The sequence below is a fragment of the Ruegeria sp. BC2 genome (assembly GCF_056539245.1).
On record NZ_JBQFUQ010000001.1, the window covers coordinates 77,783 to 96,260 of the forward strand.

Here is an 18,478-nt window from a genome sequence, read left to right on the forward strand (position 1 = left end):
CCAAAGCGGAAATGCCGTTTTGAGAAATCTCAATCCCCGTTTCGATTTTTCGGGACCGGCCACTGCGCCATTGCCCGCCCGCTGCGTCGTTCGGCAGGGTTCGGGGAATGTCAGAAGGAGCACACCCATGAAATCGCGCACCAAGGTCGTGGTGATCGGCGGCGGAATCGCTGGCTGTTCAACCCTGTATCACCTGACGCAGGAAGGCTGGAGCGACGTGGTACTGGTGGAGCGCAACGAGCTGACATCCGGCACCACATGGCATTCGGCCGCGCAGGTGACGAATTTCGGAATGAACCAGACGATGGTGGGGCTCAAGTCGCATTCGATCCGCCTGTACAAGGAACTGGCCGAGGACCCGGACTATCCAATCAACTACCATCATGGCGACGGTGGCATCCGGTTGGCCAATACCGAAACGCAGATGCAGGGCTATCGCCATTTCGCTTCGATGGCGCGGGGGATGGGCGTGCAGTTCGAGGTGATCGACGCCCAGGAATGCGCCCGTCGCCACCCGCTGATTTCCACCGACAATCTGTTGGGCGGGTTGTGGGATCCGCTGGACGGAGACATCGACCCCGCCCAGCTGTGTCAGGCGCTGGCGCGGCGGGCGCGCAAGGCCGGGGCCGAGGTCTATCGCAACACGCCGGTCACGGCCCTGACCCAGCACAGGGACGACACCTGGACCGTTCATACCGAGCACGGCGACATCGACTGCGACATCGTGGTGAATGCCTGTGGCTACCGCGTGAACGAGGTGGGCGCGATGATGGGCGTGCAACATCCCGTGGCCTCGATGGAGCACCAGTATTTCCTGACCGAGGAAATCCCCGCGATCCGTGATGCGGGCCACCGCATGCCGCTGCTGCGCTGCCCGATCAGCGATTACTACTGCCGGCAGGAAAAGAACGGGTTGCTGTTGGGTTTCTACGAACAGGACTGCAAGACCTGGGGCATGGACGGGATCGATCCGAACTTCGTCAACGCGCTGTGCCCGGACGATCTGGACCGGGTGACCGATGTGCTGGAAGGCGCGTTTGCCCGCATGCCCGCCCTGATGGAGGCCGGGATCCACACGGTCGTCAACGGCCCTATCACCTACACGATCGATGGTGCACCCCTGGTCGGGCCGATCCCCGGCAAGCGCAACGCATTCTGCATCATCGGCCTGCGGGCCGGGCTGGGTGAGGGGGGCGGCCACGGCTGGCTTCTGGCCCAGCAGATCGTGCATGGCGAGGCCTGCTATGACACCTGGTGCCTCGACCCGCGCCGGTTCGCCGGGCATGCCAATGTCGAGCTGACCGCGCTGAAGGCGATCGAGGATTACCAGAATGAGTTCCGCTTTCACTTTCCGCACGAACACCGCCCCGCCGGGCGGCCCGCCAAGACAACGCCGCTGACCCCGGTTTTGGCCGCCGAGGGCGCGGAATTTACCGTGGTGAATGGCTGGGAGCGGGTCGAGTACATCAAGCCCGCGCCCGATTTCACGCCGACACTCAGTTTCGATTTTGACGAAACATTCGACGTGATCGCCGCCGAGGTTGCCAATGTGCAGCAGAATGCCGGGCTGGCCGAGGTGAACGGGTTCAACCGGATCGAGATCACCGGTACCGACCGGCATGCGTTCCTCGACAGGATGGTCTGCGGCGCGCTGCCCCGTCGCCCGGGTCGGGTGGGGTTGGCCTATCTTCTGAATCACAAGGGCATGGTCAAGGCCGAGGCGACCATTGCCAATCTGCCCGCCAGTGACCGGGGGCCGGATCGGGTTTGGTACGGCTCGGCCGCAGCGGCCGAACTGCATGACATGGATTGGCTGTCCCGGCACATCGCCCCCGACGAGGACGTGCAGTTGCGTAGCCTGACCAACGACCAGACCATCCTGGTTCTGGCCGGGCCACGGGCGCGTGACGTGCTGTCGGCCTGTTCGCGCGGGGATTGGTCGCGGGACGCCTTCCCGTGGCTCAGCGTGCGCGAGTGCTTTGTCGGCATCGCGCCCGCCACCGTGATGGGCGTCAGTTTCTCGGGCGAACTGGCCTATGAGATCCATGTGCCCAACGCCTCGCTTTATGCGGCCTATCTTGCGCTGCGACAGGCCGGACAGGCCTTTGGCCTGCAACTGTTCGGCGCGCGCGCGGTCGAGTCGATGCGGATGGAGAAGACTTTCCTGCATTGGAAGGCCGACCTGATCACCGAATATGACCCGTTCGAAACGGGGCTGGACCGCTTTGTCCGGCTGGACAAAGCGGAGTTCATCGGGCGCGCGGCGCTGATCGAACGGCAGGCCAAAGGGCCGTCGCGCAAGCTGGTTGCCCTGCAAGTGCAGGCCACGCACGCGCCCGCGCATACCGGTGCGTCGCTGATGGCCGGGGATCGGGTGGTGGGAACGGTGACCTCGGGCGACTGGGGGCATCGCACCGGGCTGAACCTGGCGCATGCCTTTGTCGAGCCGCACCTTTCAGCCGAGGGCAGCGAGATGACGCTGGACCTGTGCGGCGAAAGGGTTCCGGCGCGGGTGATCCCCGCCTGCCCCTACGATCCCGAGTTCACCCGCATGCGCAGCTAAAGCGGGTGACCAACATTCACCATTGCCCGAAAGCCAAAACTCTGTTTCGCTAGTTTCGATGAAATCGAAATTGCGGGAGGGTTTTGCCCCGTGTCCAAAACACTGAGCCTGCGCTGGCTGGAAGTGTTCCGCCTGATCGCCAAGTCCGGTTCGATCCAACAGGTGGCCTCGGAAACGGGTTTGTCGATCAGCACCGTTTCCAACCATCTTCGCAGCCTGGAAGACGCCCTTGGCATCGCACTTGTGGATCACGGCCGTCGTCCGATGAGCCTGACACCGGCTGGCGAGGTATTTTCGCGCTATGTACGCGATGGCCTGACCGTGTTGAAGCGGGGCGAGGCCGAGATCCGGTCTGGCAACTGGCGCCACGCCACCGATCTGCGGCTGGCCCTGGTGGATGATTTCGACAACCAGATCGCGCCTGAACTGATCCGGTTTCTGGCCCATGCGCTGCCGCGCTGCAATTTCCGGCATTTCACGCGGCCCAGCCACGAGATCATCGAGAAATTGCAGGAGCACAAGCTGGACGCGGGCGTGGCGACCCGACCGCCGGGCGGCACACAGGGCCTGGTCGAATACCCTTTGATGCGGGATCCGTTCATCGTGATCGTGCCCGAAAAGTTCAAGGGCGAGGTGCAGGATCTGTTCTCGCCCCATTCCGACCTGCCGCTGCTGCGGTATTCGCGAGACTACACGATCGGCAAGCAGATCGAGATCCAGCTGACGCGCAACAAGTACAACCTGCCCAACCGGTTCGAGCTGGAATGCAACCAGTCGATCATGGGGCTGGTCGCCGAAGGCAGCGGATGGGCGATCACCACGGCCGGGTGTTTCCACCGGGCGCATCGCTATCATGACTCGGTTCGGGCAACGCCTTTTCCGGGTCGGAACTTTGTCAGGATCGTTTCTCTGTTCACGACCGAGGTCTATCCGGACACCACTTCTAAACTGATCCACAAGGCCCTCAGCAGCTTGATCCGGCAGTATTTTACCGAACCGATGTGCAAGCGGCATTTGTGGCTGAAGGGTGATTTCCGGACGATGGAAGATCAGGCCGCCTGACCTGGGCACACGGATCACGCCGAGTTGGCCGGACCCAGGGACTGTCGTTCAACGATGTGCGTGAACAAGTGTTCACCGGCCGCCGGGGCCCTTTTTTCAACCATTTCGATCAATGCCTTGGCGGCTTTTCCGCCCATTTCCCGATGCGGCACGTGCACGGTCGTCAGCGCCGGGCGCAGGATCCGGGCCAGTTCGATGTCATCGAACCCGGTGATCGAGACATCCTGCGGCACTTTCAGCCCCATGTCCTGAGCCCTGAGCAAAGCGCCGGCGGCCAACACATCGTTGCCGCACATGACAGCCGTCGGCGGCGCGTCCTGCGACATGAGACGCGCGAAGGCTTCTGCGCCGTTTTCGATCTCGTACGGAGTCTCGATGACCTGAAGCATCTGCGGGTCAAGCCCGTGCTGCCGAACAGCGTCGCGCACCCCGTCCAATCGAAGGCGCGCGCGGTCGTTGCCGTGGGTGATGCCCGATATCACCGCAAGCCGTCTGTGCCCGAGGTCGATGACCCTTTTCGCCAACTCGTACATGGCCGCCCGGTTGTCGAAACCGATGGAGGGCAAACGCCCGTCCGGGGAAAATGACCACGCGACCAGCGCCGGAATTTCCCGGTGTTCAAGAAATTCGTAGATGCGCGACGCCCGGTCGTGTCCGATCAGCAGCAGGCCATCGGCGCCGCGGGCAACCAAAGTACGGATCTGCTCTTCTTCGGTGGCCGGTTTGTAGGCCGAACTGGATACCAGCAGCGTATATCCATGTTGGTGCAGCTCTTCCTGAAAGGCCTGCAAGCCGCGCGCAAAGATGGCGTTCTCCATCGTCGGGATGATCGCGCCGATGGTAAACGTGCGTTTGGCCGCCATGACCCGAGCCGCGAAATTCGGTGTATAGCCCAGCGCCTCGATCGCCGACTGCACGCGTTCGCGGGTCGCTTCTACAACCCGATCCGGCGTATTGATGCAGCGCGAGACCGTAGCCGTGGAAACGCCCGCCTTTCTGGCAACGTCATCCAGTGTCGGGGCGGGCTTCAGCTTCGACATTTCCAAACCTAATCTTTGCTCTGTCCAATTCTAACCGGATCGGGTTGGCAATGAAAGTTGAAATGTAAGCGCTTGCATTTTTCATGTAAGCGCTTACAAATGGCATCAGTGCCGATTCTACCCGGAGTCCCGAACATGTTTCTTGCCGCATCCGCCATCGTCTTCGTCGTCTATTTCGCGAACGTGGCGCTGGGTGCGTTCGCAGGCCGCGCGTTTCTTGGGGACGTGGGCGAGATGCTGGTTCTGTTCGCGGCGTCGATCCTGTTCGTTGTCGCAATTCTGAAAAAAGAGGCCGCGCGCGAGGAGAACGGCGGCTGAATTTTTCCAATGGGAGGGCAATCAATGAACAAAGATCAAATGGAACTGGCGTCAGCTGAACGCCGCAATTTCCTGAAACTCAGCGCCAGTGGCGCGTTCACGGCCGCACTGGTGGCGGGCGCAAGCGGCGTGTTGTGGTCATCCGAGGCCGCGGCGCAGACCGCGAAGGAGGAAAAGGAACGCGAACAAGCTGCCGAGCATGTGATGACGGTCGCTACGGCCTATGTGTTGGGCGCCTCGCGCAGCTATCCGATCATGCAACTGGATCTGAAGGAGAACATCCAGAACGCAACCAACGGCAAGGTCTATGTCAAGCTGGCCCCGGGCGGGCAGCTGGGCGCGGGCGGCGCGTTGGTGCAGAAGGTGCAGGGTGGAACCATCCAGGCGGCGCAGCATTCGCTGTCGAACTTCGCACCCTTCGCTTCGACCGTGGACCTGATCAACATGCCGTATCTGTGCGGCTCGAACCAGCGGTTTACCAACCTGGTGCATTCCGACACCTGGAAGAACGAAGTACACCCCAAGGTCGAGGCCGCAGGCTTCAAGGCGCTGTTCTATGTCGTGATCGACCCGCGCGTCGTGGCCGTGCGCCAGGGCGGAAATGCCATCATCACCCCCTCGGACATGAGCGGCGTGAAATTCCGCGTCCCCGGGTCCAAGATGCTGCAGCAATACTACCGCATGGTCGGTGCCAACCCGACGCCCGTTGCCTGGGGTGAGACCCCCTCGGCCATCAAGCAGGGCGTGGCGGATGCGCTCGACCCGTCGGTCGGCGCGCTCTATGTGTTTGGCTTCAAGGACATTCTGTCTCACGTCACCTTCACCCAGGCGGTGCCGGACAGCCAGGTCTATTCCTGCAACCTGGAATGGTTCAACTCGATGCCGGCCGACGTGCAAGAGGGAATCATGTGGGGCTCGGAGATGACCAGCCACCAGAACTTGGCCAAGGTCCCCTCGGCTCGCGCCTATGCCATGGCCGAGTTGAACAAGGCCGGAGTCGAGTTCCACTCGCTGACCGACGACCAACTGGCCGAGTGGCAGGAGGCCGGCGGTTACCAGCGCTCGGAATGGGACCCCTTCAAAACCGAGCTGGCCGGGTCGATGGACGCCTTCGAAAAGCTGGTCGAGGCGGCCGGAACCCAAGGCAAATACTACGTTCACGACGCCTGATACGGACCGGGCGGGCGTCGGAAGCGCGCCCGCCCTTTCCAGACCTGCGCGGCCTGATCCTTCAGGCCCATCCCCCCCAGCCTTGCCGAGGGAAGCGATGTCCTTACTCAAAACCATAGACCGCAACGCCGAACGCTGGCTGCTTCTGGTGTTCTACGTGATGCTCGTCATCACGATGGCAATCGAGGTGCTGCGGCGCGAGATCTTCGCCTATTCCTCGATCTGGGGCGAGGAGATCGTCCGCTATTCCTTCATCTATCTGGCCTGGATCGGCGCGGCCGCGGCCGTCAAGGAACGCGCCCATATCCGGATCGACGTCATCATGCATTACCTCGGCCCCCGGCCCAAGGCGGTGCTGTATATCTTCGGTGATCTGGTGATGTTCGCGGTGGCGGTGATCGCGCTCTACTGGTCCTACGAGGCGGTGCATGTCTCGGCCAAGTTCGGGTCGGTCACTGACGGGCTGCGGGTGTCGAAGGTGTGGTTCCTGATGGCGGTGCCCACAGGCTTTGCTCTGATGATCTGGCGCCTGATCCAATCGTTGATGAACGATATCAAAAGCCTTCGTGACGGCACGCCCGTCTTCGAAGGCGACAAGCTGTTTGACTGAGGAGAAACCGGATGCTTTGGAGTTCTCTCAATCAAACGGTCGAACTGGGCTGGGATTTCTACCTGCCCGTGATCCTGTTCGTCGGCCTGATTGCGCTGGCGGTTCCGGTCTGGGCCGCAATCGGCTCGGCCGCGATCGTGATGCTGATCATGTCGGGCGACCTGCCGCTGAGCCTTGTGGGCGAAAGCCTGTTCACCGGCATCGACGCCTTTGCCCTGACCGCGGTGCCGCTGTTCATCCTGACCGGTGACGTGCTGGTGCGAACCGGGCTGTCGCGCAAGTTTCTGGACGTGGCCGAGGCGCTGACTTGTTTCGCAAAAGGCGGGTTCGGCTCGGCCACGGTTCTGGTCTGCGGCATGTTCGCGGCCATCTCAGGCTCTGACGCGGCGGGGGCTGCGGCGGTGGGTCGGATGACGATCAACCGACTGGTCGAAAGCGGCTATCCGCGCCCCTATGCCTGTGCGCTGGTGGCGGCGGGGGCCTGTACCGGGATCCTGATCCCGCCCTCGATCGCCTATATCATCATCGGGCTCGTGCTGGGCATCTCGGCCTCGACCCTGTTTCTGGCCGCTCTGATCCCGGGGCTGGCGATCCTGATCTCGATCCTCGTGACCAACATCATCATGAACCGTCTCTACGCCTATGAGGGCGGCGGCATGATGACCATGGGCGAATGGCTGGCCAATCTGGGCAAGGCGCTGAAATCAGGCTGGTACGCCTTCATCGTGCCGGGCATCATCTTCTACGGCATCTTTTCGGGTCGCCTGACCCCGACCGAGGCCGGCGCGACCGCCGTTGTCGTCACCATCATCATGGGGTTCATCCTGCGCACGCTGACGCTGGCGGACTTCCCGTCGATGCTGGTCAGCTCGGCCAAGGTGAACGGGGTGATCCTGCCGATCATCGCCTTCTCGGCCCCGCTGGCCGAGGCGCTGGCGATCATGGGCGTACCGCAGGGCTTCGTGGCCTCGGTGACCTCGCTGACCGAGGATCCGTTCCTGCTGATCCTGCTGATGATCGGCATTCTGATCGCGGCCGGTTGCGTCATGGAGACGACACCGAATATCGTCATCCTAGCCCCGATCCTTAAACCGCTGGCGGACAATATCGGCATGAACGAGATCCAGTTCTGCATCATGATGATCACCGCCTTGGGCGTTGGCTTCATCACGCCGCCACTGGGGCTGAACCTGTTCGTGGTGTCGGGGATCACGGGTGAATCCATCCTCAAGATCGCGGCCCGCGCCGTGCCCTTCGTGCTGACCATGCTGATCGTCGTCATCCTGATCGCCTACGTTCCGGCGCTGTCGACCACTTTGCTTCCTGAAATCTACCAATAGGATCTTCTGAATATGTCGCGTGAATACCTCAAGAAGGCCACCCTGACCGCACAATCCCACGCGTCCGAGGTGCATGACACGGTCAAGACCATTCTGGCCGACATCGAGGCCGGCGGCGACGCCAAGGCGATGGAATACGCGGCCAAGTTCGACAAGTTCGAGGGCAACGTACTGATGACCCCCGCGGAAATCGACGCCGCCTGCGCCCGGGTGCCGGAAAAGCTCAAGGCCGACATCCGCTTTGCCCAGGACAACGTGCGCCGCTTTGCCGAGGCGCAGAAGGCCACCGTGTCGGATGTGCAGCTGGAAATCGTGCCGGGCTTCATCGCGGGGCAGAAGGCCATCCCGGTCGATGCGGCGGGCTGCTATGTGCCCGGCGGGCGGTATAGCCACATCGCCAGCGCCATCATGACCGTGACCACCGCCAAAGTGGCGGGGTGCCGTCACATCACCGCCTGTTCGCCGCCCCGCCCGGGCGAGGGCGTGGCCCCGGCGATCGTCTACGCCGCCCATATCAGCGGCGCCGACAGCATACTGGCCATGGGGGGCGTGCAAGGCGTGGCCGCCATGACCTATGGCCTGTTCGGGCTGCCGCGCGCCAACATTCTTGTGGGGCCGGGCAACCAGTTCGTGGCCGAGGCCAAGCGCATTTTGTACGGAAAGGTCGGCATCGACATGATCGCGGGCCCGACCGACAGCCTGATCCTGGCAGATGCCACGGCCGATCCCTTCGTCGTGGCCACCGACCTGGTCAGCCAGGCCGAGCATGGCTACAACTCGCCCGTCTGGCTGGTGACCGATGACCGCGATCTTGCGACCCGGGTGATGGAGCTGGTTCCGACCCTGATCGCCGATCTGCCCGAGCTGAACCGCGACAACGCCGCCGCCGCCTGGCGCGACTATGCCGAGGTGATCTTGTGCGCGGACCGCGAAGAGATGGCCGCGTGTTCCGACGACTACGCCCCCGAGCACCTGACCGTGCAGGCCGCGGATCTGGATTGGTGGCTGGATCGGCTGACCTGTTATGGATCGTTGTTCCTCGGCGAAGAAACGACCGTGTCCTATGGCGACAAGGCCACCGGTACGAACCACGTCCTGCCCACGTCAGGCGCGGCCAGCTATACCGGCGGGCTGAGCGTGCACAAATACATGAAAATCGTCACCTGGCAGCGGGCCACGCGCGAGGGTTCGAAACCCATCGCCGAGGCGACCGCGCGGATTTCGCGTCTGGAAGGGATGGAGGGCCACGCCCGCGCGGCCGATGTGCGTCTGGCCAAGTATTTCCCGGACGAAAATTTTGACCTGACCGCAGATGAATGACCCCCGCGACCTGTTCGATCTGACCGGCCGGGTGGCCTGCGTCACGGGCGCCAGTTCGGGGCTGGGCCGGCGCGTTGCGCAGGTGCTGGCGGCTGCAGGCGCGCGGGTGGTGGGCTTTGCCCGCCGGGCCGAGGCATTGGCCGAGTTACAGGCCGAGATCGGTGCAAGCGCTGCGGTGGTCGCAGGTGACGTGGCAGACCGGGACGGCCTGCCATCGCTGGTCGAACAAATCTCGGCCCCTTTCGGCGCGCCGGATATCGTGGTTCATGCCGCTGGGGTGAATACGCGACAGGCCGCCGATGACGTCACGCCCGAAGGCTGGGACGCGACGCTGGGCCTGAACCTCAGTGCGCCGTTCTTCCTCAGCCAGGCCATGGTTCCCGCAATGAAGGCGCGTGGTTGGGGCCGGATCGTAAATTTTGCTTCGCTGCAGACGACGCGGGCCTTTCCCGGCGGGATCGCCTATGGGGCCAGCAAGGGCGGGATCGCACAGCTGACCCGCGCCATGGCCGAGGCCTGGTCGTCCCACGGGATCACCGCCAACGCCATCGGCCCGGGTTTCTTTCCGACCGAGCTGACGCGGGCGGTGTTCGATGACCCCGCCCGCGCGGCCCGCAACGCGGCGCAGACATGCATCGGTCGCAATGGCCGCATGGACGACATCGACGGGCCGATCCTTTTCCTGTGCTCGCAGGCATCCGACTATGTAACCGGGCAGATCCTGATGGTTGACGGGGGGTTCACGGCGAAATGAAAGCTCTGGTTTATGAAGGTGTCGAACAGCTGGTCTATCGCGACGTACCGGACGCCGCGCCGCAACCCGGTGAGCACCTGATCCGGGTCGAGGCCGCTGGGATCTGCGGGTCCGACATGCATGCCTATTTGGGCCATGATGCGCGCCGCCCTTCGCCCTTGATCCTGGGTCACGAGGCGGCGGGCACAGTGATCGGCGGCCCCAAAGACGGAACGCGGGTCACGATCAATCCACTTGTAAATTGCGGGCAGTGCCCGGCCTGCCAGGCGGGGCGGGAAAACCTGTGCCCCGACCGTCAGATCATCTCGATGCCCCCGCGCGAAGGCGCTTTTGCTCAATATGTTTCGATGCCTTGGGACAATCTGGTCGAGGCGCCGGATCACGTGCCCTTCGCCAAAGCCGCCTTGGCCGAGCCACTGGCCGTCAGCTGGCATGCCGCGCGCCTTGCGCTCGAGGCGCTGCACCCGGCGATGGAGCGCCGTGCGCTGGTGATCGGTGGTGGGGCGATTGGGCTTGCGGCGGCGCTTGCGCTACGGGCGATGGATGTCGTGGATGTGACCATCGTCGAACCCAACGACCTGCGGCGTAAGTTCCTGCAAAGGCTGGATTGCGCCAAGGTCGTACCCGAAGCGCAAGGCGATTTCCCGATCGTGGTCGACGCCGTGGGCTTTGCCGCCACCCGTGCGGTTGCCTCGGAACGGGCCCAACCCGGCGGGGTGATCGCGCATGTGGGCCTGGGCGAGGACGCCGGCGGGCTGGACGTGCGGCGCATGACCCTGCAAGAGATCACCTTCATCGGAACCTACACCTATACCGCGCAGGATTTCCGTCAGACCGCGCAGGCCATCTTTGACGGCGCGCTGGGGCCGCTGGACTGGATCGAAGAACGCGATCTGGCCGATGGCGCCCGGGCCTTTGCCCAGCTACGTTCGGGCGAGGTCGCGGTTCCGAAAATCGTGCTGTCCCCGTGGGCCTGACCGCCCGGAACTGGAGGTAACCATGTATAAGAAAATTCTTGTCCCCATGGCGCTTGACCACGGCATTTCGCCGCAAACGCTCGAGATCGCCCGTGCATTGGGCGGCGGATCCGCCGAGATCGTAGCGCTGCATGTCTATGAGATGCCGCAGGGCTCGGTCAGCGTCTATCTGGATAAGGACGCCGTGGCCGATGGCTTTGCCCGCGCCCGCGAAGTCCTGATGAACAAGCTGGAAGGCCTTACGGACGTAAAACCCGAACTGGTCAAAGGCCACACCGCGCGCACGATAATCGACTATGCCAACGACCACGGGTTCGATTGCGTCGTCATCGGCTCGCACCGTCCCGGACTTACTGATTATTTCCTTGGCTCCACCGCGTCGCGCGTGGTGCGGCATGCAAAATGTGCCGTCCACGTCCACCGCAGGGCCTGACACGTCCATCGCGCCCTCGGCGCCCCAACCCAGGAACAGAAGTTTCGACATGAACATAGACAAGAAGATCACCGAAGATCTGGTGGCCAACGACATCTCGTTCGTCACCACGGTGCCGTGCAAGCAACTGGCCGGCGTCATCGCCGAGATCGACGCCCACGACTCCATCTACCACATCCCCTCGAACAAAGAGGACGAAGGCATGGGCCTGTGCGCCGGGGCCTGGATGGGCGGCAAGCGACCCGCGATCATCATGCAGAACACCGCGATCGGGGTCACGATCAACACGCTGGCGACGCTGATCCAGTATTACCGGATGCCGCTGCCGATGCTGATCTCGTACCGGGGCGAGCTACGCGAGCCCATCGCCTGCCAGGTCGAGATGGCCGTTCACACCAAGGCCCTGCTGGCGCAGATGCACATCCCGACCTACCATTTCCACCATCAGGAAGACGTGGCCGAACTGGACGCGATCCTGAAATACACCTTCATGTGCAACAAGCCCGTCGCGATCCTGACCGACGCCAATTTCTGGGGAGGCTATGGCGACCAATGATCCGTTCTGAAATCCTGAAGGAAATCGCCCCGATCCTGCGTGACCAACTGGTCGTGTGCAATATCGGCATCCCCAGCCAGGAACTGCATGCCATCGACGATCAGCCCACCAATTTCTACATGCTGGGCACGATGGGGCTGGCCTCGAGCATCGGTCTGGGGCTGGCGCTGGCCCAGCCGAAACCGGTGATCGTCATCGACGGCGACGGCTCGATCTTGACCAACCTGGGGACGCTGCCGACCATCGCCAACAACGTAGCCGACAACTATATCCTGCTGATCATCGACAACGGCTCGTACGGCTCGACCGGCGATCAGCCGACCTATGCGGGGCAGAAGACCTCGCTGGCCAAGATGGCCGAGGCGGCGGGCTGCGAGCGCGTGATCGAATGCCGGGCCGAAGAGACCGGCCGCGTGCTGCAAGAGGCGCTGGACGCCCGCCAGATGACCATCATCGTCAGCAAATGTGAAAGCGGAAACGCCAAGATGCCGCCGATCACGATGGACCCGGTCGTCATCCGCGACCGCTTCATGAAGGCCGTTCAGGCCTGATGGGCGCAAGCGCCATCCACAGCGCCGAAGACGCCCGCCGCCTGGCCCGGCGGCGTCTGCCGTGGATGGTGTTCGACTATATCGACGGGGCCGCCGGGTCCGAGGCCGGGGCCCGGCGCACCCGCGCGGCGCTGGACGCGATGACCCTCCGCCCCCGGATCCTGCGCGATGTCAGTACCCGGTCACTGGCAACCCGCGTATTCGGGCAACCAGCCGACAGGCCCTTTGGTATCGCGCCGATGGGCATGTGCAACCTGTCCGCTCCGGGCGCTGACCTGATGCTGGCGCGGCTGGCGGCGCAATACGGGGTGCCGCTGGGCGTTTCCACGGTGGCCTCGACACCGATGGAGGCGCTGATCGAAGAGGCCCGGGGCCATGCCTGGTTTCAGCTGTATTTCAGCGGCGATGGCGGCGGTACGTTCAAGCTGGTCGATCGGGCAAAGGCCGCGGGCTACAAGACTCTGATCCTGACGGTTGACGTGCCCGAAGTCGGCCGCCGCCCGCGCGAACTGCGCCACGGCTTCCGTATGCCGTTCCGGGTCGGGCCGTGGCAGTTTCTGGATTTCGCGCTGCACCCGCGCTGGTCGATCTCGACCTTGCTGAAGGGCAAACCGCAGATGGCGAATTTCCTGATGGAGGGGTTCGCGTTCGACCGCACCGAAAGCCGTGCAATGGCCGATTGGGACACGCTGGCAAGGTTGCGCGACCGGTGGCCGGGCAAGCTGGTGGTCAAGGGCGTGCTGCACGTCGAAGACGCGGTTGCACTGAAGGCTGCCGGAGTCGACGCCATCCAGGTCTCGAGCCACGGCGCCCGCCAGTTGGAGAGCGCGCCCGCGCCGATCTCGGTCCTGCCGCAGATCCGGGCGGCGGTCGGCGACGACTATCCGCTGTTCTACGACAGCGGCCTGCGATCCGGCGAAGATGCGCTCAAGGCGCTGATGGCCGGTGCCGATTTCCTGTTCTTCGGGCGGATCCTGCAATTCGCCGTCGCGGCGGGCGGCGAGGCCGGTTTACACCGGTTGTGGGAGGTGCTGTCCGAGGAGATGGACATCGCCATGGCCCAGATCGGTGTCAGCACCTTGTCGGAGATTCAACGACCGAACGGGGACTAGCGCGAGTGGAACAGGTTCTGGAACTCCTGCCTCATCCGCAGGCGTTCTGGGTATTCCTGCAAAAACCGTTCGGGCGGCTTGCCCTCCCAGACCTGGGCATAGACGCGCATTTTGTTGCCGCCGTAGATTTTGGCGAGGTCCTCGTTTGAATAGCCGCGCGCCCACAGATCGTCGGTTATTGCGGCAAGGATCTTGGCCAATTCACCATTTCCGGTTGCGCCTTTGTTGAACGCATCAATCATGTAGCCGCCGTCGTCATACATGCTGGCATTCGCGGTCGCGAACTGAACGACAAGTTCGGTTGAAAACATATCGTCCGTCGCAATCCCGACATGGTCGACGCCGACAAGTTGGACATAATAGTCGATCATATCGGCGGCTTGCTTGGGTGAGATGTCTTCGGGCCATACCCCGTCCATCATCCATTCTGTGAATGTGGGCGATATGTATCCTCCGGACTTGGCTGCTCGCAGTGCCTCGTCGTCCGGGATGGCTCGGTAACAGCCCTTGGTCGTGGCGTTGGGCTCATTCGCGTAGAGCCCCGCCGGAACCGAGTGGGTGTAAACATAGGGCACGCCGGGATAGTTCTCGTCCATGTAGTCCATCGCGTCGTTGGCCGTTTTCGACCCGGTGTGGCTAAGGTCCAGCAGGATACCAAAACGCACCATCTCATCGATCACGGATTTGCCCCATGGGGTCAGACCGATGTCCCGTCCGTTGTAAGCTGCCAACTGCCCTGAACCGGTTCGGAAAATGTCGTTGTAGGCCAGGATCATGCTTTTGATGCCCATGTCCTTGAGCAGGGCCATCTTCTTGAGGTCGCCATCCAGAACCGTTGCCGTTTGGCTGTTCCAGATCACAGCCGTCTTGCCCTGAGCATGCGCGGCCTCGATATCGCGTGTTTCATTCACGATCAGATAATTCTCGGGCTGCTGCGCCATGGCGGCGCGGAAATGATAGTGCTGTTCAAGCAACGTGTCGAACGACATGTCAGCGGCGGCCAATGTCATTTCATGGCCGGTGATGCCGTTGTCCCGGGCGCGTTGGAAGTAGGTGTGCAGTTGTTCGTCTTCGGTCCAGCCGGTTCCGTAGGGGCTGGCCAGCATGCCCAGTACGATCGTGTCCTGCACGAACTGCCTGGCTTCGTCCGATGCGTCCTAGGTCTTGCTCTCTTCGCTGGCGTGAAGGGGTGCGGCGATTGTCAGGACAGTTGCGGCTGCAGTCATCAGTGGCTTCATCGAGTGTCCTTCCATGGGTTGCATTGCCTCAAGTGGGCAGACCCGGCCAGCGTCAGAACACGAGCCTTGTCCGCAGGCCGAACAGGGCCACGCTGTCCTGGCTGGGGTTCAGCAGTGGGTTCGAGATGAACTGCACCGACGGCGTGATCTGCAAGCCGGGCGAAATCGAAAAACGGTAGAAAGCTTCGAGGGTGAACTGATCGCCGTCGATGCCACGGGCTTCGGCCCAGTTCAGCCCCAGCCCAGCTAGATCGGTGTTCCGGCCGTAGTACCCGATGCCGGCTGACAGGGACCGATCATACAGTGCCGCCGTTCCCTTTGCCGCGCCGGCGCGCAGGAACGGCATCCATTGGTTGCCCACGAACCACGCGGCGGAGAAGGCCGCGCCATAGTCTTCGGCCCGGCTTCCGTCATCGGCTGCATCCGCGTGCCAAAGTGTCAGATGGATGTTGTCGAAATAGATCCGATCAAAGCCCGACGTGTACCCCAGTTCGAGCGATTTGAAGAGGTTGCCGTCGCTGAAAACGTCGAAGTTCGGATCGGACGGATCGGCGTTTGCGTCAGCGACACTGGCCACAGCATAGAAATTGCTGCCCAGCCGCACGCCCCCGGCAAGACCCAGCCCGGGGTTGGGGGCGTTTATCGTCGGATTGGTGTTGAACGACAGGTTCTGGAAACCGCTATAGGGACTGACAAGGCCATAGATGTCGACGAAGTCGGTCACGTCGATCTGACCGAATTGCAGCGTCCACGACCCGTCCGCGGCCCGCTGCGACCAGAACAGGTTGGTCAGCAGCAAACCCGTGTCGTTGAAGGCGGTTCCTGTGATCGAAAGCGCGCCTCCGTCCAGGCCCAGAAACTGCGGAGCGACATCGGTATAGCTGTGCCGGTGTTCGACCTTGAAGGTCAACGAACCCTGTTCGGTTGCCTGCCAGCTGCCATAGAAACGGGCAATTCCGCTGGCGGCTTCGCCGGTGCCCAGGTCGGCATCCGTCGTTTGCCCAAGGGCGAGATAGTCAATGTTGAAACGGAACCCGTCTTCGGCCAGACGATCCTTCCAGGCAAACCATCCAGGCGCGATATTGCGTGGAAAATCCGACCGGAATTGCGGATTGGTCAAGCCGTCTCCGGGCTCAAGCTCGGCATTCACCGACGAGGGACCTGACAATCCCTGAGCGACCGCACCCGAAGCCCAGACAAGGGCCGCCAGCACCAGCGCAATCCGCCGGATCATTCCGAGGCCGCCTGACCACCGGTTTTGCGCCGCCCCGCGGCCCGAAGAAGATCTGTCGCGTCCTCGCTCCACTCCAGCCCGTCGGTGCGGTTCTGGAGCGTCTCGACCTTGTCTGCCTCCAATTGGAACGTGGCGCGCATCGGCATGAGCCCGTCGACCACGACCATCTGGTGATCGGTCGGCGAAATCGTCAGACGCCCCGTCAGGCGGACGGGTTCGTGGACATAGCTGGGAACCCAGTCGGCATCCAGCATCACACGGATCATCTGGTTCGGCGGCGGCGGCGGCATATGACTGCACATGCCCCGTTCGGGCACCAGATAGACAACGGATCGCCCGTCCGCGTCCGCAGGAGCCGGAATGGCGAAACCGGACAGCGTGACCTCTTGCCCGTCATACAAGGGGTTGCCAAGCGTGGCTGCTTTTTCCCTGCGTTCGGTCACGACCTGGCGTTGACCCAACAGCCAGTCCACGTCGACACCGCCCGCGGCTAGCGCATCCTCGGTCTCGTGCAGAAGTTCCTGCCACTTCTGGCGGTCCTCGTCCGTGCCGACATCCTGCTGCAGCCGGCCACGCAGCCGAACGACGAACAGGACGTCGTCGAACTGTTCGGGGCTGAGGTCGCGATAGGGGTCCTCAAAGGTCTGGACGGTCGGATCGGGCAGATCGTCCCAACCAACCGAGAGGCCGGCCCAAGTGGGCGCGCCCGTACCCAAGCTGAGCGTCGCCGCAATCAGCAGAGTTCCGACGGAGTTCAGAAAGGCGGGCTTGTCATGGCGGCCCCGACCGCGAATCCTCATCATGGCCCTAGTTGAGCGTATTTTTGTAGATCACGCCATCCTTCATGATCAGGCGGATGGTCTCGGGGCTGTCAGGCCGCGGGTCCGCACCGAACCACTGATCGCCTGTACCCACGACCGAGAAATCTTCGAGCGGGTTGCCGTCGATCAGCAGGATATCCGCATAGGCGCCTTCCTCGATCACACCGAGCTTGCCAGCCGTGTAAGGGTTCGAAAAATCGCCTGACAATGCTACGACCTCACCGCCGATTGACGTAAGCGTCACCATCGACTGGTACGGTCCGAAGAACTCGTTATTGAGATGTTTTTCATAAGCAATCTGGATGTTGCATGCTTCCACTGATCCCACGCAATCGGTCTGAAATCCGCGTTTTACCGGGCATTCCTTCATATTCGGAATGTAGTTCGCGAAAGTCGCGGACGCCGATATCGCTTTCGCGAGGCTCTTGGGCTCGTTCTTGACCGATGGGATATCCAACAAACCCGGATCAAAAGCCGTGAGGTTAGTCGTTATGTAAGCCCCTTTCTCGTTCATAATCTCGGCAATCTCGCAATCGAAGGAGAAGCCGTGTTCAATGGACATTACACCGGCCTCAAGGGCGTTCATGATTGCTTCCTTGCGGTAAGAATGCGCCATGACATAGGTGCCGTATTCGTTGGCAACCTGAACGGCAGCTTCGATTTCTTCCTTGGAGCCGGCGAGCAACTGCCATGGGTCAAACGCCGAGATCACCCCACCCGACTGCATGAATTTCAGCTGTGTCGCCCCCATGCGCATGTTATTACGACCATACAAGTAGACATCATCGACACCGCTGACCTGTTGCGCCATGTTCAGATTACCGAAGTTGGTCTGCCCGCCCGGCGGCGAAGTGAAGGATGCGAAGTCAGCGTGGCCGCCGCGTGTCCCGAGGAACGCGCCTGACGCATAGTGACGTGGACCGACGATCTGTCCGGCGTCGATGGCCCTCCGCAGACCGCCGTTGGCGCCGCCCGCATCTCTTACAGTCGTAAATCCTTGCATCAGGTACATCTCGGCCATCCTGGTTCCATGGATGCCAAAATCCTCCCAGGTTGAGTTCGTTTCCATGGAAGCGATAGACGGTCCCATGAGCATGAGGTGTGCGTGAAGCTCGATGAAGCCAGGTGTCAGTGTCCTACCGCCGCCATCGATCACCTCCGCATTGGGGGCATCAATCGCATCGGTTGATACTGCCTTAATCAGGTTGCCTTCGATCAGAACGCTGGCATTCTCGATGCGCTGTTCATTCACGCCATCAAAGACATGCACGTTGGTGAACAGTGTTTGAGCTGGTTTTTCATCCTGGGCCGCCGCCGGCCAAGCGAAACTGAGGACACAGACCACTCCAAGGTATAGACGTTTCATCACTGTTCCTCCC

At 62.3% G+C, this 18,478-nt stretch carries 18 protein-coding genes; 13 read left to right on the forward strand and 5 right to left on the reverse strand.

All coding sequences use genetic code 11. From position 1 onward, the window contains the following. The first annotated feature begins 127 nt into the window (after window positions 1–127). Window positions 128–2,563, forward strand: a complete 2,436-nt coding sequence (locus ACR0CU_RS00345) for a GcvT family protein (protein ID WP_480642216.1) — start codon at window positions 128–130, stop codon at window positions 2,561–2,563. 90 nt (window positions 2,564–2,653) lie between these two features. Continuing rightward, the gene (locus tag ACR0CU_RS00350; protein WP_170420139.1) at window positions 2,654–3,625 is read left to right on the forward strand and encodes a LysR family transcriptional regulator; all 972 of its coding nucleotides are present in this window, start codon (window positions 2,654–2,656) and stop codon (window positions 3,623–3,625) included. A gap of 14 nt (window positions 3,626–3,639) precedes the next feature. On the opposite strand, the gene ACR0CU_RS00355 is transcribed toward ACR0CU_RS00350, so the two are convergent. Continuing rightward, on the reverse strand, window positions 3,640–4,665 hold the full coding sequence (locus tag ACR0CU_RS00355; RefSeq protein ID WP_170444241.1) for a LacI family DNA-binding transcriptional regulator: 1,026 nt from the start codon (window positions 4,663–4,665) through the stop codon (window positions 3,640–3,642). A gap of 135 nt (window positions 4,666–4,800) precedes the next feature. On the opposite strand from ACR0CU_RS00355, the gene ACR0CU_RS00360 reads away from it, so the two are divergent. The 11 genes from ACR0CU_RS00360 (at window position 4,801) to ACR0CU_RS00410 (ending at window position 13,806) form a co-directional block, all read left to right on the forward strand. Beyond that, window positions 4,801–4,983: a hypothetical protein gene (locus ACR0CU_RS00360; protein WP_005981170.1), complete on the forward strand. Its 183-nt coding sequence runs from the start codon at window positions 4,801–4,803 to the stop codon at window positions 4,981–4,983. Between the two features lie 24 nt (window positions 4,984–5,007). Next, window positions 5,008–6,153, forward strand: coding sequence for a TRAP transporter substrate-binding protein (locus ACR0CU_RS00365; protein WP_170444244.1), 1,146 nt, complete (start codon window positions 5,008–5,010; stop codon window positions 6,151–6,153). 97 nt (window positions 6,154–6,250) lie between these two features. Then, the gene (locus tag ACR0CU_RS00370) at window positions 6,251–6,763 is read left to right on the forward strand and encodes a TRAP transporter small permease (RefSeq protein ID WP_093964490.1); all 513 of its coding nucleotides are present in this window, start codon (window positions 6,251–6,253) and stop codon (window positions 6,761–6,763) included. 11 nt (window positions 6,764–6,774) lie between these two features. Further along, window positions 6,775–8,103 carry a TRAP transporter large permease gene (locus ACR0CU_RS00375; protein ID WP_170340241.1) on the forward strand — a complete coding sequence of 443 codons (1,329 nt, stop codon included), beginning with the start codon at window positions 6,775–6,777 and terminating at the stop codon, window positions 8,101–8,103. A 12-nt stretch (window positions 8,104–8,115) separates the two neighbouring features. Next, window positions 8,116–9,423: a histidinol dehydrogenase gene (gene hisD / locus ACR0CU_RS00380; protein WP_170444247.1), complete on the forward strand. Its 1,308-nt coding sequence runs from the start codon at window positions 8,116–8,118 to the stop codon at window positions 9,421–9,423. Continuing rightward, window positions 9,416–10,177, forward strand: a complete 762-nt coding sequence (locus ACR0CU_RS00385; RefSeq protein WP_170444250.1) for an SDR family NAD(P)-dependent oxidoreductase — start codon at window positions 9,416–9,418, stop codon at window positions 10,175–10,177. The genes hisD and ACR0CU_RS00385 overlap by 8 nt, the downstream gene beginning before the upstream one ends. Further along, a complete protein-coding gene (locus ACR0CU_RS00390) occupies window positions 10,174–11,154 on the forward strand; it encodes a zinc-dependent alcohol dehydrogenase (protein WP_170444254.1) in 981 nt (326 codons plus the stop codon). Before ACR0CU_RS00385 ends, ACR0CU_RS00390 begins: the two co-directional genes overlap by 4 nt. Before the next feature lie 22 nt (window positions 11,155–11,176). Continuing rightward, the gene (locus ACR0CU_RS00395; RefSeq protein WP_170340249.1) at window positions 11,177–11,587 is read left to right on the forward strand and encodes a universal stress protein; all 411 of its coding nucleotides are present in this window, start codon (window positions 11,177–11,179) and stop codon (window positions 11,585–11,587) included. A 49-nt stretch (window positions 11,588–11,636) separates the two neighbouring features. Beyond that, window positions 11,637–12,143: a sulfopyruvate decarboxylase subunit alpha gene (gene comD, locus ACR0CU_RS00400; protein ID WP_170339639.1), complete on the forward strand. Its 507-nt coding sequence runs from the start codon at window positions 11,637–11,639 to the stop codon at window positions 12,141–12,143. After that, entirely contained in the window at window positions 12,140–12,694 is a 555-nt protein-coding gene (comE, locus tag ACR0CU_RS00405; RefSeq protein WP_170339641.1) for a sulfopyruvate decarboxylase subunit beta, read from the forward strand. The genes comD and comE overlap by 4 nt, the downstream gene beginning before the upstream one ends. Continuing rightward, on the forward strand, window positions 12,694–13,806 hold the full coding sequence (locus ACR0CU_RS00410; RefSeq protein ID WP_170340254.1) for an alpha-hydroxy acid oxidase: 1,113 nt from the start codon (window positions 12,694–12,696) through the stop codon (window positions 13,804–13,806). Before comE ends, ACR0CU_RS00410 begins: the two co-directional genes overlap by 1 nt. Here the strand turns inward: ACR0CU_RS00410 and ACR0CU_RS00415 are convergent. From ACR0CU_RS00415 to ACR0CU_RS00430, 4 genes are all read right to left on the reverse strand, one after another. After that, a complete protein-coding gene (locus ACR0CU_RS00415) occupies window positions 13,803–14,936 on the reverse strand; it encodes a membrane dipeptidase (protein WP_217356748.1) in 1,134 nt (377 codons plus the stop codon). The genes ACR0CU_RS00410 and ACR0CU_RS00415 overlap by 4 nt on opposite strands. Window positions 14,937–15,096: 160 nt before the next feature. Continuing rightward, window positions 15,097–16,278, reverse strand: coding sequence for a carbohydrate porin (locus ACR0CU_RS00420; protein ID WP_170444257.1), 1,182 nt, complete (start codon window positions 16,276–16,278; stop codon window positions 15,097–15,099). Next, window positions 16,275–17,081, reverse strand: coding sequence for a DUF3299 domain-containing protein (locus ACR0CU_RS00425; RefSeq protein WP_254437513.1), 807 nt, complete (start codon window positions 17,079–17,081; stop codon window positions 16,275–16,277). The genes ACR0CU_RS00420 and ACR0CU_RS00425 overlap by 4 nt, the downstream gene beginning before the upstream one ends. A 4-nt stretch (window positions 17,082–17,085) precedes the next feature. Then, on the reverse strand, window positions 17,086–18,465 hold the full coding sequence (locus ACR0CU_RS00430; protein ID WP_170444260.1) for an amidohydrolase family protein: 1,380 nt from the start codon (window positions 18,463–18,465) through the stop codon (window positions 17,086–17,088). Between the last annotated feature and the right edge of the window lie 13 nt (window positions 18,466–18,478).

What these genes read in the sequence shown, in the direction of transcription:
- ACR0CU_RS00345 (WP_480642216.1), top strand. Translation starts at nt 128, where the DNA reads ATGAAATCGCGCACCAAGGTCGTGGTGATCGGCGGCGGAATCGCTGGC.
- ACR0CU_RS00425 (WP_254437513.1), bottom strand. Translation starts at nt 17,081, where the DNA reads ATGATGAGGATTCGCGGTCGGGGCCGCCATGACAAGCCCGCCTTTCTG.
- comD (WP_170339639.1), top strand. Translation starts at nt 11,637, where the DNA reads ATGAACATAGACAAGAAGATCACCGAAGATCTGGTGGCCAACGACATC.
- ACR0CU_RS00395 (WP_170340249.1), top strand. Translation starts at nt 11,177, where the DNA reads ATGTATAAGAAAATTCTTGTCCCCATGGCGCTTGACCACGGCATTTCG.
- ACR0CU_RS00375 (WP_170340241.1), top strand. Translation starts at nt 6,775, where the DNA reads ATGCTTTGGAGTTCTCTCAATCAAACGGTCGAACTGGGCTGGGATTTC.
- ACR0CU_RS00410 (WP_170340254.1), top strand. Translation starts at nt 12,694, where the DNA reads ATGGGCGCAAGCGCCATCCACAGCGCCGAAGACGCCCGCCGCCTGGCC.
- hisD (WP_170444247.1), top strand. Translation starts at nt 8,116, where the DNA reads ATGTCGCGTGAATACCTCAAGAAGGCCACCCTGACCGCACAATCCCAC.
- ACR0CU_RS00430 (WP_170444260.1), bottom strand. Translation starts at nt 18,465, where the DNA reads ATGAAACGTCTATACCTTGGAGTGGTCTGTGTCCTCAGTTTCGCTTGG.
- ACR0CU_RS00360 (WP_005981170.1), top strand. Translation starts at nt 4,801, where the DNA reads ATGTTTCTTGCCGCATCCGCCATCGTCTTCGTCGTCTATTTCGCGAAC.
- comE (WP_170339641.1), top strand. Translation starts at nt 12,140, where the DNA reads ATGATCCGTTCTGAAATCCTGAAGGAAATCGCCCCGATCCTGCGTGAC.
- ACR0CU_RS00355 (WP_170444241.1), bottom strand. Translation starts at nt 4,665, where the DNA reads ATGTCGAAGCTGAAGCCCGCCCCGACACTGGATGACGTTGCCAGAAAG.
- ACR0CU_RS00420 (WP_170444257.1), bottom strand. Translation starts at nt 16,278, where the DNA reads ATGATCCGGCGGATTGCGCTGGTGCTGGCGGCCCTTGTCTGGGCTTCG.
- ACR0CU_RS00390 (WP_170444254.1), top strand. Translation starts at nt 10,174, where the DNA reads ATGAAAGCTCTGGTTTATGAAGGTGTCGAACAGCTGGTCTATCGCGAC.
- ACR0CU_RS00385 (WP_170444250.1), top strand. Translation starts at nt 9,416, where the DNA reads ATGAATGACCCCCGCGACCTGTTCGATCTGACCGGCCGGGTGGCCTGC.
- ACR0CU_RS00365 (WP_170444244.1), top strand. Translation starts at nt 5,008, where the DNA reads ATGAACAAAGATCAAATGGAACTGGCGTCAGCTGAACGCCGCAATTTC.
- ACR0CU_RS00370 (WP_093964490.1), top strand. Translation starts at nt 6,251, where the DNA reads ATGTCCTTACTCAAAACCATAGACCGCAACGCCGAACGCTGGCTGCTT.